Source organism: Synechococcus sp. A15-28, assembly GCF_014280175.1.
Lineage (GTDB): Bacteria > Cyanobacteriota > Cyanobacteriia > PCC-6307 > Cyanobiaceae > Parasynechococcus.
The window spans coordinates 2025493-2040589 of the sequence record NZ_CP047931.1 but is presented as its reverse complement, the minus strand read 5'-3'; the positions used below and the strand labels follow the sequence as shown (position 1 = coordinate 2040589).

10 protein-coding genes are annotated in these 15097 nt (G+C 59.3%); 6 read left to right on the top strand and 4 right to left on the bottom strand.

Going from position 1 to position 15097, the window contains the following annotated elements:
• Window positions 1-19 precede the first annotated feature (19 nt).
• The 3 genes from SynA1528_RS11615 to SynA1528_RS11605 are packed head-to-tail and all read right to left on the bottom strand — an operon-like array spanning window position 20 to window position 4477.
• Window positions 20-1648 (bottom strand): DUF2079 domain-containing protein, encoded by a 1629-nt coding sequence (locus tag SynA1528_RS11615; RefSeq protein WP_186586872.1) that lies wholly within the window; start codon window positions 1646-1648, stop codon window positions 20-22.
• Window positions 1611-3017, bottom strand: a complete 1407-nt coding sequence (locus SynA1528_RS11610; protein WP_286187828.1) for a DUF2079 domain-containing protein — start codon at window positions 3015-3017, stop codon at window positions 1611-1613. Before SynA1528_RS11610 ends, SynA1528_RS11615 begins: the two co-directional genes overlap by 38 nt.
• Window positions 3014-4477: an ArnT family glycosyltransferase gene (locus SynA1528_RS11605; protein ID WP_286187827.1), complete on the bottom strand. Its 1464-nt coding sequence runs from the start codon at window positions 4475-4477 to the stop codon at window positions 3014-3016. Before SynA1528_RS11605 ends, SynA1528_RS11610 begins: the two co-directional genes overlap by 4 nt.
• On the opposite strand from SynA1528_RS11605, the gene SynA1528_RS13300 reads away from it, so the two are divergent.
• Window positions 4452-4619 (top strand): hypothetical protein, encoded by a 168-nt coding sequence (locus SynA1528_RS13300; RefSeq protein WP_286187826.1) that lies wholly within the window; start codon window positions 4452-4454, stop codon window positions 4617-4619. The genes SynA1528_RS11605 and SynA1528_RS13300 overlap by 26 nt on opposite strands.
• Window positions 4620-4786: 167 nt before the next feature.
• On the opposite strand, the gene SynA1528_RS11600 is transcribed toward SynA1528_RS13300, so the two are convergent.
• Complete coding sequence (locus SynA1528_RS11600) at window positions 4787-6391, bottom strand: DUF2079 domain-containing protein (RefSeq protein WP_186586870.1); 1605 nt, start codon at window positions 6389-6391, stop codon at window positions 4787-4789.
• Window positions 6392-6595: 204 nt separating this feature from the next.
• On the opposite strand from SynA1528_RS11600, the gene SynA1528_RS11595 reads away from it, so the two are divergent.
• The 5 genes from SynA1528_RS11595 to cysK all read left to right on the top strand — a co-directional run bounded on the left by SynA1528_RS11595 (window position 6596) and on the right by cysK (window position 15090).
• Window positions 6596-8047, top strand: coding sequence for an iron uptake porin (locus tag SynA1528_RS11595; RefSeq protein WP_186586869.1), 1452 nt, complete (start codon window positions 6596-6598; stop codon window positions 8045-8047).
• 226 nt (window positions 8048-8273) lie between these two features.
• Window positions 8274-9905 (top strand): iron uptake porin, encoded by a 1632-nt coding sequence (locus tag SynA1528_RS11590; RefSeq protein WP_186586868.1) that lies wholly within the window; start codon window positions 8274-8276, stop codon window positions 9903-9905.
• A 536-nt stretch (window positions 9906-10441) separates the two neighbouring features.
• Complete coding sequence (locus tag SynA1528_RS11585) at window positions 10442-11947, top strand: iron uptake porin (RefSeq protein ID WP_186586867.1); 1506 nt, start codon at window positions 10442-10444, stop codon at window positions 11945-11947.
• Window positions 11948-12125: 178 nt separating this feature from the next.
• Window positions 12126-14111 (top strand): iron uptake porin, encoded by a 1986-nt coding sequence (locus SynA1528_RS11580; protein WP_186586866.1) that lies wholly within the window; start codon window positions 12126-12128, stop codon window positions 14109-14111.
• A 10-nt stretch (window positions 14112-14121) separates the two neighbouring features.
• Complete coding sequence (cysK, locus tag SynA1528_RS11575; protein ID WP_186586865.1) at window positions 14122-15090, top strand: cysteine synthase A; 969 nt, start codon at window positions 14122-14124, stop codon at window positions 15088-15090.
• The last annotated feature ends 7 nt before the right edge of the window (window positions 15091-15097 follow it).

Sequence of the window (15097 nt, the reverse complement as noted above, 5' to 3'; positions counted from 1 at the left end):
TTTTATTGGATTGACCCACTCAGACATTCAATGATTCAGAAAACGCTCTGAATTTCTTTTGTGCGGCTGCATCGGTTTGACCCTTCCGTTGCAACAGCACAACGCCATCGTCAAATGCCTTAACGCCATACCCCTGTCGGATGAGGTCGTCGAGCTTGCGGCGATTGCGTTTCAGGCCTCGGCGCTGTTTGCGGAATGTCTGGAACAGGCGCTGGTTGTGGAGATCGGCCACAACCCAATCCACTGGAAAGGGTTGGCCGTCCTGGTTCTGATAACGATCGTGGTACGGAAAGCGGATCAGAACTTCGCGATTGGCCAGGTGGGGGATCAGGCCTGTGGTGGCTGCGACTGTGCTGCGATCCGGAATGGTCTTGATCAGATCAAGGGCTCTCTGGCCATGGCGGAGCTGGGCAACGGGATCTCTGTAGATCCAAGGTTGGATGCTGTCTGGAATCATCCAGGACAGACTCTGATTGGGGTTGGCCGTCACGGTGAAGAAACAGGACAGGGCAATGGCCCCAGCCCAGATCCGTCGCAGACGGCGAGATTCGAACAGGTTCTGATGGTTTCGCCACCAGAGCACGGCTCCTGCAAACAGGCCAGGCACCACCAGGTAGGTGTATCGGATGCTGATGGACAGTGGATTGTTGAAGCCCTGGGCCAGCAGCAACCCCAGCAGGGGGAGACCCATCAACAGCCAGCTGTCGATCGAAATGAAGGGCACCAGGATCAACGGTATGCCCTGGGCGAGGAGATACGTGATGGTGTTGCCCGGTGGCGATACCAGTTCGCGCAGCAGAACCAGGGGCTGGCGCAGCACCAGTCCGAGCACCTCGAGGCTGCTGGCCTGGTCGCGGCCTTCGAGGTACTGACCGAAGTTTTCCACCATGAACCGCTGAGCGTTGTCTGCGCTGAACAGCGGCATCAGAACGTTGGTGGACAGGGCCACCCATCCGCCACCGAACAGGATCAGCGTCACGGCCATCGGCCAACGCCCTTTCCGGCGCAGGCCCAGCCAGATCCCCACTCCCATCAGCACAACGCCGGTGTCCTCCCGGATCAGTGGAATGGCCAGAGCGGCTGCTGCGGTGAGCCAGCGCTGCTGGCGTTCCAGCCCCAGCAGCAGCAGAAACACACACAACGGCAGCTGACTGAGATCAGTGAAGTTGCTGAGCATGCAGGGCGCGATCACTGCGTTGGCGCCGTAGAAGGCGATGGTGACCATGGCCGCCAGCTCTGGCTTGAGCTCCCGTTGCGCAAGCCTGTGCAGCACCAGTCCCGCAGCGGTGATCAGCACCACCTGCAGCATGGGCAGAGCCCATTTCCCCAGCAGCCCCACCAGGGGAATCCATAACGCCAGGATCGGGGTGAAGTGTTGCCCGAGACGGTGGTACCCGAGGGCAGGCAGCTCACCGCTGTGAATGACGTTGGTGGACAGCTGCGACGACAGCGTGCTCTCGAAGGGGTGCCCCCGCAGGCCGTTCCAGAGCACCTGCATGAGGATGCCCTGGTCCATGGAGGCGGTGAGGGATTGCATTCGCCACCACTGCAACGCGCAGCCGATCAGCAGGAACAGGGCGGCGGCCAGAAGCACGCGCCGCTGAGCTGACTCAGCCGGACGGGGGGCTGGGGTCTGATGCGAGGCCATGGAATTGTTCCGTGTGCTCAGGGTCAGGTGACCTGCAGAGGGTCAGGCCCGAGGGCCAGTCCCGGCAGCTCCAACCATTCGTTTCAGCCTGATCGATCAGCCGCCGCTGCACCTTGCTGCTGGAGCCCCAGCCAGGATCCTTGGGGTTGAGCAACAGCACCGTCCAGCTTTGCTCGCTCAGTGCACGGTTGAACGAGGCTTTGGGAAACGCGATCCGCTGACGCTGGCTGAGCTGCGGCACCAGATAGCTCGTGCTGAGCACCGCGTCATCCGGTTGCACCATGGCGATCGCTGCCTGGGTGGTTTTGAGGCTGGGCAGACGTTGCAGGTAGGGCCCTGTGAAGAACCAGGGTTTGGCCAGGGCCAGCCAGCAGGCTGTGGCCCACACCAGGGGCAGGGCTGGTCCGCGGCGGAGTCGGCCCGCCGCCAGTCCACCGTCGATGGCGGCGATGACGGCCACCACCGCAAGAGGAAGGCTGTAGTGATGCACCAGGGTGCGGTAGCTGGCAGACGCTGAAAGCAGATTCACCAGCACCAGGGGCAGCCCGATCAGCAGCGTCGGCAGCGATTGCCGTCGCCAGAGCCAGAGGCAGGGCAGGCAGAGCAGCAGCAGGTACTGAAGACCTCCGCTCCAGTCGAGGTTCTGCAGGATCTGCATCGGCCCGCCACTGAGGTGACTGAACATGCGAGCAGCGGCCTTGGGCCCTTCGCCATCCCGCAGCCAGGGATAGAGCCAGCGGCTGAGCAGCAGCAACCAGCCCGTCGCCAGGCCGGCAGCAGCGGCACTCCAGCGCCAGCGCCGGCGCCATGCCAGGTCGAGCCCCATCCCCCCGATCACCAGCACCAGCCCATCCCGGGCTCCGAGCAGCAGCAGCAGCAGAACCAACCAGAGGCGAGGGCGGTCCGCCCGTTCGGCCCAGAACGCCAGGGCGAGGGCTGGCATCACCCAGGTCTCCGGGTGGACATCGAACAGGACAACGTTGAAGACCACGGGCTGCAGCCACCACAGCCCGCAGGCCAGCCATCGGCCTTTGCTGGAGATCCCGGCCTGCTGGGCCAGCAACCAGATCGGGATGGCGGTGAGGCTCAGGGCCAGGGCCTGCCCCGCCAGCAGCCACTGCACCGACGGCAGCAGTTTGTAGAGCGCACCCGCGCCATAGAGCAGCCAGGCGCCGTGATCCGCCAGCACATGAACGTGCTCCATCGAGGAGATGGGTGGCAGCCCCTGACTGATCAGCCAGACCCACTGATCGAACAATCCAAGGTCATAGGCATTGCTTTGCAGCAGCCCATGGCGAAGGGCGCTGCAGCCCCAGCCGAGCAGCCCGAGGGCGATGGCCAGGCCCCAGAGCAGACGGGGTGGTTTCATTCGCATCGCCAGAGCTGCCACGCACCGCTGGTCGGGTCCTGGCTCGGCAGGCAGCCCGGCATCGGCTTGTTGCTCACCAACCAGTGGGGCCCCTGCGGGGGTTCACTCTTGCGGTATTGCATCAGGTTTCGACCCGCATACCAGCCGAGGGATGGCCGGGTGGGCCCCTTCAGCCAGACGGGTGCATCGGCAGGCAGGGCCCGCACCTGGGCGGCCACAGGCCGTGGATCCCAGCTTTCATTCAGTTCCCACAACCACAGGCGGCTGTGCCAGAGGGCCAGCAGCGCCAGGCCCCAGCCGATCACGAGGATCGCCAGTCCCTGCCTGCGGCGTCGGGGTTGGGGATGTCTGATGGCCTGGCCTCCCATCAGCAGCCCGAACCCCGCCAGTAGCAGGCTGACGCCGGGCAGTTGTGGCGCCGGGATGATCAGCGTGGTTAGTCCCGCCAAGCTCAAGGCCAGGCCAAGACCCTGCCAGCACCGTCCCACCCATCGGGGGGTGCCGGCGGCCAGCAGTTGATCCAGCCCTTCCGCGCAGAGCAGGGCCAGGGGCGGCCAGAGCAGGTGGCTGTACCAGGGCAACTGGGTGCGGAGCGGCAGCACTAGGGCGGCACTGCCGATCAGCAGGCCCAGCTCCCAGCGTCCTGCGGTGTGATGACGGTGCCGCCAGGCCCAGTGAAGGCCGATGGGTAGCAGCAGCAGCCAGGGCCAGCCTCCCTCCAGCACCTCCACCCATGGGGTCCACCAGCCATGGCCATCGCCGACGCTGCTGGTGAGACGCGCCAGTCCCTGGCCGCCCCACATCAGCAGCGCAGCGTCGCCGCGCACACTCCAGTGCCAGAGATGCCAGCTCAGCCCAGGCAGCAGTCCCAGACCGAGGGCGATCCAGCCGCGCCAGCGCGGCCAGCTGCTGCTGCCGCCAACGACGAGGGCGATGAGCGCCAATCCCAGCAGGGCCGGTGGTTTGAGCAGCAGCACGCCACTACCAGCGAGCCCGGCGATCAGTGCTCTGAGGGGGTGCTGACGGGCGCGAAGCCAGCCCCACCACAGCAGCAGGCTGCAACTCACGAGGGTGCCGTCCAGCATCGCGAGCCGGCCGTGACGGGCCATGGGCAGAAGGGTCATCAACACCACGCCGGCCAGCAGGGCTCGCCGCTGCCGTTCAGGGCCCCCCAGATCCCGCCGCAACAGCACAATCAGCGGGACCGCCAGGGTGGAGAGCAGCGCCGGCAGCAAGCGCACCAGGGTTTCATCCTCTCCCTGGGCACGGATCAGCCGGCCCATCGGGGCGTGAAGACCCGGGGGTTTGTTGAGGTATGGCTGTTGCCACTTCATTGGCAGCAGGCTGGTGCTGGAGCGGGCCACGGTGGCCACGCGACCTTCGTCCCAGTCGCGCAGCGGCAGGTTCCCCAGGCCCGGCAGCCAGAGCACCAGCGTGAGCAACCACAGCAGCAGTGGCATCAGCCAGCGCTGCCGTTCCAGCGATGTCGCCAAAGTTTTGACACCTCCGTTAGGGTTCAAGGGTCCCGACCGCAGTGGTGTGGTGGCATCTTCGGACCTTCGGGTCCTGGACACCACCGAATGCATCACCGGCGCTCACTAACCCTTTCAGGAGGAGGTGTCCATGCAATCCAGTTCTTTCATGCAGGGTCTGCTGATCGCGGAGAACGCCGGCTGAACGGCGCGCTCTAACTGATCATCCGGTTCCGCGGCAAAAACGGACTCGGCGAGAGCCCCCGGTCGGTCTTACGATCGGGGGCATCGTTCTGATCAGGAGCGCCGGCGGGGGTCGGCAGGGAGTGGTCGATCCAGCTGCCGATCGAGGGCGGCTTCAAGGTCGGGATGCTGAACGCCATTGCGCTGCAGCACCACCACACCACTGTTGATGGCCTGCACCCGATGGCTGTCGCGGTGGGCAGCCAGCCAGCGGCGAGCGTTGCGCAGCTGCTTCCAGTCGCCTCTGAAAGCAACCCCGTATTGCTCGAGCTGCTCGAGATCCACGGCGATCCAGTCGACCTGCTGCGGTGATCCGGATCGATCCAGAAAGCCCGTGGCGAATGGGAAGCGCACGAGCACGGCGCGTCTGGCTAGCAGCGGCACCAGGGGTGTGTTGGCGGCCACGCTGCCATCGGCCGGGATGACGGCCAGGGCCTGGCGAGCGGCAGCGCCATGATGCCACTGACGCCACGGGGGGCTGTTCACCCAGGGATCAATGCTGTCAGGGATCAGGAAGGACAGGCTGCGGTGTGGGTTGCTGCTGACTGTCAGCAGCAGAGACAGGCTGAGGGCAGCGCCCCAGGCCAGGCGGGTTCGCGCTCCAGGGTTGGGTTTTGGCCGACGCTGCCACCAGAACAGAGCGCCAAGGGCGAATCCGGGTACCACCAGCAGCGTGTAGCGGATAGTGATCGAGAGGGGGTCGTTGGCCCCCTGGGCCAGAAACAGCCCGAGCAGACTGGGCCCCGCCAGCAGCCAGGTGTCGAGGCTGATCAGAGGGACGAACAGAAAGGGCAGGCCATGGCCGAGCAGATACAGCAGGGTTTGACCCGGTGGATCCACCAACTGCTGAAGCAGCAGCAGAGGCTGACGCAGGGCGTGTCCCACCATTCCGAGGCTTGAGCTGCTGTTCTCGTCCCCCAGGTACTGGCCGAAGTTCTCCACCATGAACCGCTTGGCGTTGTCGTCGGAGAACAGCGGCATCAGCAGGTTGGTGCAGATCAGCACCCAGCCACCACCCCAGGCGATCAAGGCCATGGCCAATGGCCAGAGCTGTCGTTGCCGCAGCAGCAGCCACAGACCGATGGCCACCAGCAGCACACCGGTGTCCTCGCGGATCAAAGGGATCCAGAGGGCTGCTCCAGTGATCCACCAGCGGCGACGCTCCACCAGGCCGAGCATCAGGACAAACACGGCCAGGGGCAGCTGGCAGAGGTCGGTGTAGTTCCCGAGCGTGGGGCCGATCAGGGCATTACCTGCAAAGAAGCCGTAGGTGAGCCAGTTGGCAGTGCGTTCCGGCAGCAGACCCAATGCCAGTCGATGCAATGTGAGGCCAGCCGCCGTGATCAGTCCCACCTGCACCAGCGGCAGGGCGGCACCTCCGATCAGCCCCAAAAGGGGTGTCCAGAGCAGGAGAGTGGGGGTGAAATGCTGACCAAGCCGCTCGTAGTCGACCGAGGGCAGCTCCCCGGCGTGAATCACATTGGTGGAGAGCTGCGAGGAGAGGGTGCTTTCAAACGGATGACCCTGGAGAGAGTTCCAGAGCACTTGCTGAAAGATTCCCTGGTCGTAACTGGCCAGGAGCACCCAGGACCGCCAGGCCTGCAGCGTCAGCAGGACGGCTGCGAAGAGAACGGCGACGCGCAGGACCCGAGGGGACATGGAGCGCACAAGGGGCTGCCCCACTGTGGGTGGAGGCCCGCACGAATCAATTTCATGTCCGTAGTGAACGCTTTCAGGCGTGTTCTGTGACACCTGTTACCAGTCATTAAGGGAGCTGGCACAGGATTGCTTGGTTAAAGCTTAGTAAAGCCTTATGAGGTCTAAGTGGCGTTGTTGCGCCCATTTTCTGTGTGAGGACCCCCCATGAAGCTTTTCCAGCAATTGCTGGTGGCTCCAGCCGCCCTTGGCCTTCTGGCCTCCGGTGCCAATGCCGCCGAGCTCAACATCAATGGTGTTGCTGAGTACTCCTCTTCTTCCAAGAAGGATCAGGTCACCAGCGTCACCCAGTTTTCTGACGTTTATCCCACCGACTGGGCTTACCAGGCTCTGAGCAACCTGGTGGAGCAGTACGGCTGTGTGGCCGGCTACCCCACCGGCACCTTCCGTGGTGGCCGGGCCATGACCCGCTATGAAGCGGCTGCCCTGCTGAATGCCTGCCTCGATCGCGTCACCGAGGTGACCGATCAACTCAAGAGTCTTATTTCTGAGTTCGAGAAAGAACTCGCAATGATCGCCGGCAAAGTCGACGGTCTCGAGGCTCGCGTCGGCAAACTTGAAGCGACCAAGTTCTCCACCACCACCAAGCTGAAGGGTTACTCCGCTTGGGTCTTTGGTGCTGCTGAAGGTTTCGACGATGATGAGGGTGAGGCACTCACCTTCAACTACGACCTTCGTCTTGCTCTGAAGACGTCCTTCACGGGTAAGGACATGCTGACGACCGTTCTGCGTTCCGGTAACTTCGGTCCCTCCGTCTGGGATGAAGGTCTCACCTTTGTTGAGACCGCCATGTCCTCCGGTAACACCGTCAAAATCGGTCGCTTGTTCTACACCTTCCCTGTTGGTGAGAACCTGACGGTGACAGCTGGTCCTGTGGTGAGGACGGATGACCCTGGTATGTACGCCGGCTATGCAACCTTCTACCCCTCCGACCTGCTGCTGGACTTCTTCACCTATGGCGGTGCCTGGGCAACCAACAACCTGGCTAGCACCGGCGCCGGCTTGGGTGGTATTTATACGCTTGGAGACTCTGGTTTCAAACTCAGCGGCAACTACGTCGCATGGGATGGAAGCAGTACGGGCATTGGCCGTGATGAAACCGGTTCGACATCTTCTTGGCAGCTTTTCTATGAAGGTGAAGTCGCTGAAGGTAGCTTCTTGGCTCAAGTTGGTTATGCCTACGCGCAAAATGTTGGCCTGACCATCGGCACCAACAAGGCAGCTGCTGAAGCTGGTGACAGCCGTCATGGCTTCAGCATTGCTGCAGCATGGGCACCTGCAGATTCAGGTATCATTCCTTCTGTGAGTGGTGGTTACTCATTGTCTAACCCTGAAGATTCAGACGAAGAGATCACCAGCTGGTACGCCGGTTTTGAGTGGTCTGATGTTGGCATTGAAGGTAACTCATTCGGCACAGCCATCGGTCAGGCTCCTAAAATCGAAGACGACTACAACATGATGTGGGAAATCTTCTATAAGTTTGCCGTTACCGACAACATCACCGTCACGCCGACTTACTTCATCATTGATGAGTATTCCGGCGATCTTTCAAGTGATTACGTCCAAGGTGCTTACGTGAAGACCACATTTACCTTCTGATCGCCAACGAAGAACCTCCACTAGTTCTTTCTTTTCCGACCCACCTCTTATGAGGTGGGTTTTTTTTGCCTTTAACTGCCACTTTGGCCTTTAAACTTGCCTTAAATTGTTTAAAGTGTAGTAATAGACACAAAATTGTGCGGACCCTTGTGATCGCTTTTGCTTCACCAGTATTTTTCTGTAGGACTCTCTGTCCACTTCCCTCAATTTTGGTGTGAGGAATCTCATGAAACTCTTCCAGCAACTGCTGGTAGCGCCTGCCGCCCTAGGCCTCCTGGCCTCCGGCGCCAACGCCGCAGACCTGAACATCAACGGTGTGTCCGACTACTCGGCATCCGAAGAGCAGGTCACCAGCATCACCCAGTTCTCCGATGTCTACCCGACTGACTGGGCCTACCAGGCACTCGCCAACCTGATCGAGCGTTACGGCTGCGTCGCCGGTTACCCCAACGGCACCTTCAGTGGCAACCGGGCCATGACCCGCTATGAAGCGGCTGCCCTGCTGAACGCTTGCCTCGACCGCATCACCGAGGTGACCGATCAGCTGCGTCGTCTGATCAAAGAATTCGAAACCGAGCTGGCTGTGATCCGCGGCCGCGTGGACGGTCTGGAAGCTCGCGTTGGCGAACTGGAAGCCACTCAGTTCTCCACCACCACCAAGCTGAAAGGCAAGGCGAATTTCGTCATGGGTGCCACCAAAGCTCTTGGTGATAACCCTGGCAATATGAAGGATGACTACAACGCTGAGTACGGCGCTTTCACCTTCAGTTATGACCTGCGCCTGGGTCTGAAGACGTCCTTCACTGGTAAGGATTTGCTCTTCACTCGCCTACGTGTCGGCAACCAGGGCGATGCCTCGGTTTGGGATGGCAACGGTGTTGGCTTGAACAAGCTTGACACTGGTGCTCCTGGCGGCAACGCTGTTGAGATTGATCGTTTGTACTATCGATTCCCCCTGGGCAGCGGATTTAAGGCTCAGATCGGTGCTCTGACCCGCAACACCGAAATGATGGGCTACAAGGCCAGTGCTTATGCTAAGGGTGGCCAGAAGGTTCTCGACTTCTTCGGTGGTTCTCTGGGAACCCCCGGCGTTTGGAACAAGGAAACTGGCAGCGGCTTCGGTCTGATCTACACCAACAAGAAGAGCGCAGGAAAGGGCAATCCTTACTGGACTCTTGCCGCTAACTACATTGCTGACTCCGGAGAGGGTGAAGATAGCAACCCCAATTCGGGTGGCTTCATGACCGATAACTCCGAAGCGAACATTACCAGCCAGATTGCCTACGGAACCAAGAGATGGGGCCTTGCCGCTGGTTATCGCTACGGACAGTGCGGAGCTAAATTCCGTACTGGTACAGAGTTCGCTGGTAAGGGCGACACTTCTTGCACCGTTGAAAATAAAGACGGCAAAGAAGTTCGTTCTGATGCCGATAGCCACAACTGGTCACTCCATGCCTTCTGGCGCCCTGAGGAATCAGGCATGATTCCTTCCATTAGTGCGGGTGTTGGTGCTTCCTACAGCAATGGCAACGATGACTGGGAGGATGCGACCGAAATCCGTGAGATGGCCTCTTGGATGGTGGGTCTTACTTGGAATGATGTTTTCCAGAAGAAGAACGCCCTTGGAGCTGCTATTGGTCAGCCACGGTTCGTGACTAAGGTTGATCGCAAAGGCGAAAGTGATTTTGTTGCCGATGGCAACTATGCCATGGAGCTCTGGTACAAGTTCCAGGTCACCAACAAAATTGCTGTAACCCCTGCGATTTACTGGCTTTCTCGTCCTTACGGATTCGAGACTCCCGACGACAAGTCCGTTGGTGTGTTCGGCGGTGTAGTTCAGACCGTCTTCAAGTTCTGATTCATAACCCGACTTCGGTCGGGTTTTCAGACTTGTTCCTCACACAGATCAGCCCCCCGTCAGGGGGGCTTTTTTATTGTGTTTAGTAATGGGTTAATGGGGTCTAGCACAACTCCCCAAGTTCGGTGCCTTCAGTTTGTTGTTGTAATGCTTCCTGCAGGAATTTGAGGGGATGAGTATGAAACTTCTCCAGGACCTTTTGGTCGCACCGGCAGCCCTGACATTTTTGATTGGTCTCAAATAGCACAAGCTGCGGATCTCAACATTATGTTGACGGTGCTTATGTGAAGTCCAACTTCATTTTCTAATTAGCAACGAAGAATCTCTACTTGTGCTTTCTTCCTCAACCCACCTTTTGTGAGCTGGGTTGTCTTTGGCTAACAACCTTCAACCTAGTTATTTAACCTAAGCTTAAACTGGTTAAGGCGTAGTAATGGACACATAACAGTGCGGCCTCCTGTGCAGACTTTTCCTTCACCAGTATTTTCCTGTAGGACTCTCTGTCCACTTCCCTCAATTTTGGTGTGAGGAATCTCATGAAACTCTTCCAGCAACTGCTGGTAGCGCCTGCCGCCCTAGGCCTCCTGGCCTCCGGCGCCAACGCCGCAGACCTGAACATCAACGGTGTGTCCGACTACTCGGCATCCGAAGAGCAGGTCACCAGCATCACCCAGTTCTCCGACGTCTACCCGACTGACTGGGCCTACCAGGCACTCGCCAACCTGATCGAGCGTTACGGCTGCGTCGCCGGTTACCCCAACGGCACCTTCAGTGGCAACCGGGCCATGACCCGCTATGAAGCGGCTGCCCTGCTGAACGCTTGCCTCGACCGCATCACCGAGGTGACCGATCAGCTGCGTCGTCTGATCAAAGAATTCGAAACCGAGCTGGCTGTGATCCGCGGCCGCGTGGACGGTCTGGAAGCTCGCGTTGGCGAACTGGAAGCCACTCAGTTCTCCACCACCACCAAGCTGAAAGGTAAGGCTACCTTCGTTACAGGTGCCATTAATTCTGAGGCTGACGCAGACAAATCTGCCTATGACGCCTTGAGTTTCTCTTATGACTTGCGTCTTGGTCTGAAGACTTCTTTCACTGGTAAGGATCTTCTCTTCACCCGCCTGCGCGGTGGCAACATGAAGGATGGGTCTGCTTTCTCCGGTGGATTGCGCAAGCTGGATGTTTCCGGAATGTCTGGAAACGTCATGGAAGTTGATCGTCTCTACTATCGCTTCCCTGTTGCAAAAGGCCTGACCGCGATTGTAGGCCCTCTGGCTCGGAATACTGAAAGCTTGGGTATGAAGCCCTCGGCTTACAAAGTGAAGACCCTCAACATGTTTGGTGGTCACTGGGGCACACCTGGTGTCTACAACAAAGAAACCGGCGGTTTGGTTGGCTTGATCTGGAAGCAGAAGGTAGCTAAAGGGGACCCTAAGTTCACTGTTGCCGTGAACTATGTCGCCGATGCTGGAGAAGCAGAGAACAGCGATCCCACCGCGGGTGGCATGTTCGGCTCCAACTCACGTGCTAATACGACTGCCCAGATTGGCTACGGATCTAAAAAGTGGGGTGTTGCCTTCGGCTATCGCTACGGTCAGTGCAAAGCAGGTTTTGGAACTGGCTTCTTTAAGGAGCAAAGTTGCGCTAAGGGCACCGATGTCTACTCCAATAACTTTGCTCTCAACGGTTTCTGGAAGCCTTCTGAGACTGGTCTGATTCCTTCAATCAGCGCTGGTTATGGATTCTCCTCCCTTGAGGGTTCTGACGTTGAAGAACTTGCTAGCTGGATGGTTGGTTTCCAGTGGGACAAGCTGGCAAAGACAAGCCATAAGCTTGCTGTCGGATTCGGTGCCCCCCAGTACGTTGTCTCTCAAAAGGGCGATGACCCTGATTCCCCTGAACTTGCTATCGAAGCTTCCCTCAAGCTGAAGGTGGCTGACAAAATCTCAGTCATTCCTGCAGTCTTCTACCTTCCTGAGCAGTCTCAGGGTGTGGATGATGCGTCTCAGTGGGGTGGCGTCGTTCAGACCGTCTTCAAGTTCTGATTCAACGGCCCGACTTCGGTCGGGTTTTCAGACTTGTTCCTCACACAGATCAGCCCCCCTATCAGGGGGGCTTTTTTATTGTGTTTAACGGTGGGTTAATGGACTAGCACCACACCCCACGTCCGGTACCTTCAGTTTGTTGTTGAAATGCTTCCTGCAGGAAGTTGAGGGGATTGGTATGAAACTGCTCCAGCACCTTTTGGTCGCTCCAGCAGCACTGACGTTTTTGATTGCTCCCCTTTCGGCACAAGCTGCCGACCTCAACATTGACTCGGTTTCGGATTACTCTGCGACCCTCGATCTTGAACAAGCCAAGCAACTGCTCCAGCAGGTCACCAGTGTTAATCAGTTCAATGATGTATACCCCACGGACTGGGCCTATCAGGCCCTGGTGAGGTTGGTAAAAACCTATGGATGTGTGGCTGGCTACCCCAACGGCAGCTTCCGCGGCTACATCCCGATCACCCGTTATGAAGCGGCGGCGCTGTTGGCATCCTGCCTTGATCGCGTCACGGAGATGACCGAAGAGGTGGAGCAGCTGCTGAAGGAATTCGAATCCGAACTCAACTTTGTGGCCGGCAGCATCATGCTGCTGGAGGATCGAGTTGGCTCCCTGGAAGCCAGCCAGTTCTCCACCACCACCAAATTGAAGGGCAAGAGCACCTTCACCATGGGCTCCACCAAGGCCTATGGCACCAATGATGGTTCCAAGTACTACTGGGATTACGACCAGAAGCACCAGATTGTCGAAATTGATGGTCGTGAGTCGCCCCTCGGCTCGACGCAGAACAGCCGCTCATGGCAGAAGACCCGCAAGGCCTGGCGGGCTGTTCATAACCGCGATGGTTCATTGAAGGAAAAAGACGGCAAAAGCGGTACCGAGATCATCAAAGGGACCAAGCTTGAGAAGCACTACAAAGACATTCGTTCCCGTAAATTCCGGGACCATAAAGCCTGGAAAAAAGATGGCTCAGGGGGAGGAACCCGCGCTTACAACAGTCAGTACGGCGCTGCCACCTTTAACTATGAACAGAAGCTGAACCTGAAGACGTCTTTCACAGGGAAAGATCTTCTTTATGCAAGTTTCACGGCGGGTAACTTCTGCGATAACGCCTTTGCTGGCGATGGTGTGGCTTTGACGAAGCTCAGTACAGCACCTTGTACGGACGATATTCTTGGCTTGGGTCGTTTGTATTACCGCTTCCCTCTCAAGAATGACGAATTGATTGATCACTCGCTCACCTTCATCGTTGGTCCGATGGCGAGAAACACCGAGAGTCTGGGAATGTGGCCCTCGGCCTACAACCGGGGCGGTGCTCGTATCCTCGATTGGACCGGACTGGCCGGTGCTTCCAACGTTTACAACAAAGCCACGGGTGCGCTGTTCGGAGTGATTTACAAGGAGAAGACCGAAAACAAGGGTGACCCGGCCTTCTCACTCTCGATGAACTACGTGGCTGAGGATGGTGGTGACGGTGATCCAGTGCTCGGTGGCCTGTTCACGAATAACTCCCGCGGAAATTTCCTCATCCAGACCGGCTGGGGTGGAGAGGAATACGGCGTCGCCTTCGCTTACCGCTACGGCCAGTGCGGTACGGGGCAGCGCCGTGGCACCAATTTCATGATGGATGATTCATTCAACAATGAATGTTGGCGTGACGTCTGGAATTGGACGGAAGAAGATCTCTATCAGGGCGACTACATCGCCGAGCGCAGTGAGCGCAACAGCCACAACTTCGCTTTGAATGGTTATTGGGTGCCCCAGGAGACCGGCTGGGTTCCCTCAGTGTCTGTGGGCTACGCCCGCAGTGCCATCACCGGTAAGGGATTCTTCAAGTACTCCCCTGTGGCCAGCCAATCCTGGTTCGTTGGCCTCAAATGGGACGACGTGTTTGATGTCGGCAACGACCTCGGCGTCAGCTTCGGCATGCCCAACTTTGCGACGGAGCTCGCTGGTGGATACACCGCCAACGATGCCAACTATCTGGTGGAGCTTTACGCCTCCTTCCAGGTCACCGACAACATTCAGATCACGCCATCGGTGTTCTGGATGTCGCGTCCATTGGGTCATTACACCGCCAACCTCAGCGGTGATCAGGACCAGGACGGCGCATCGACCTTCGGCATTTTTGGCGGTTTGATTCAGTCGGTCTTCCGTTTCTGACCCCACTGCCATGGCCATCGCCTCCGATATCACTGGCCTGATCGGAGGCACGCCCCTGGTTCGTCTCAACCGCCTTCCAGCGCAGTTTGGCTGTGGGGCCGATGTGGTCGCCAAGCTGGAAAGCTTCAATCCCTCGGCTTCGGTGAAGGATCGAATTGCCAGCGCCATGGTGCTGGCAGCGGAACAGGAGGGCACGATTCAGCCGGGACGAACCGTGCTGGTGGAGCCCACCAGCGGTAACACCGGTATTGCCCTGGCGATGGTCGCCGCCGCTCGGGGCTATCGGCTCATCCTCACCATGCCGGACACGATGAGCACTGAACGGCGTTCGATGCTGCGCGCCTACGGCGCTGAGCTGCAGCTCACCGATGGTGCCCAGGGCATGGCTGGAGCCATTGCCCTGGCGAAGGAGTTGGTGGAGGAGATCCCTGAGGCCTATCTGTTGCAGCAATTCGACAACCCGGCGAACCCTGCGGTGCACGAGCGCACCACCGCTGAAGAGATCTGGTACGACTGTGACGGCCAGCTGGATGCCCTGGTGGCCGGCGTCGGCACCGGCGGCACCATCACCGGTTGTGCGCGGTTGCTGAAGCAGCGCCAACCGGATTTGCAGGTGGTGGCGGTGGAGCCGGCTGGTAGTGCTGTGTTGTCAGGCCAGGCGCCAGGCGCCCATCGCATTCAGGGCATCGGTGCCGGGTTCGTCCCTGCGGTGCTCGATCTTGATCTGATCGATGCGGTCATGACCGTGTCCGACGAGGAGGCCATGGACGTGGGCCGTCGGCTGGCCCGAGAGGAGGGCCTGCTCTGTGGGATCAGCAGTGGTGCTGCCGTGGCTGCGGCTCTGCGGTTGGGACAGCGGCCCGAGCTGCAGGGACGGCGCGTGGTGGTGATGCTCGCCAGCTACGGCGAGCGTTATCTCTCCACACCGATGTTCAGTGGCGCCGCCCCGATGCCCGCACGTCAGGACCCGATGCTGTGACGATGGG

Bases quoted from the DNA above. Each gene is read 5' to 3' on its own strand.
- SynA1528_RS11580 (WP_186586866.1), top strand. From the start codon at position 12,126: ATGAAACTGCTCCAGCACCTTTTGGTCGCTCCAGCAGCACTGACGTTT.
- SynA1528_RS11610 (WP_286187828.1), bottom strand. From the start codon at position 3,017: ATGAAACCACCCCGTCTGCTCTGGGGCCTGGCCATCGCCCTCGGGCTG.
- SynA1528_RS11615 (WP_186586872.1), bottom strand. From the start codon at position 1,648: ATGGCCTCGCATCAGACCCCAGCCCCCCGTCCGGCTGAGTCAGCTCAG.
- SynA1528_RS11585 (WP_186586867.1), top strand. From the start codon at position 10,442: ATGAAACTCTTCCAGCAACTGCTGGTAGCGCCTGCCGCCCTAGGCCTC.
- cysK (WP_186586865.1), top strand. From the start codon at position 14,122: ATGGCCATCGCCTCCGATATCACTGGCCTGATCGGAGGCACGCCCCTG.
- SynA1528_RS11590 (WP_186586868.1), top strand. From the start codon at position 8,274: ATGAAACTCTTCCAGCAACTGCTGGTAGCGCCTGCCGCCCTAGGCCTC.
- SynA1528_RS11600 (WP_186586870.1), bottom strand. From the start codon at position 6,391: ATGTCCCCTCGGGTCCTGCGCGTCGCCGTTCTCTTCGCAGCCGTCCTG.
- SynA1528_RS11595 (WP_186586869.1), top strand. From the start codon at position 6,596: ATGAAGCTTTTCCAGCAATTGCTGGTGGCTCCAGCCGCCCTTGGCCTT.
- SynA1528_RS11605 (WP_286187827.1), bottom strand. From the start codon at position 4,477: ATGCCACTGCTGCTGTGGTTGCTCACGCTGGTGCTCTGGCTGCCGGGC.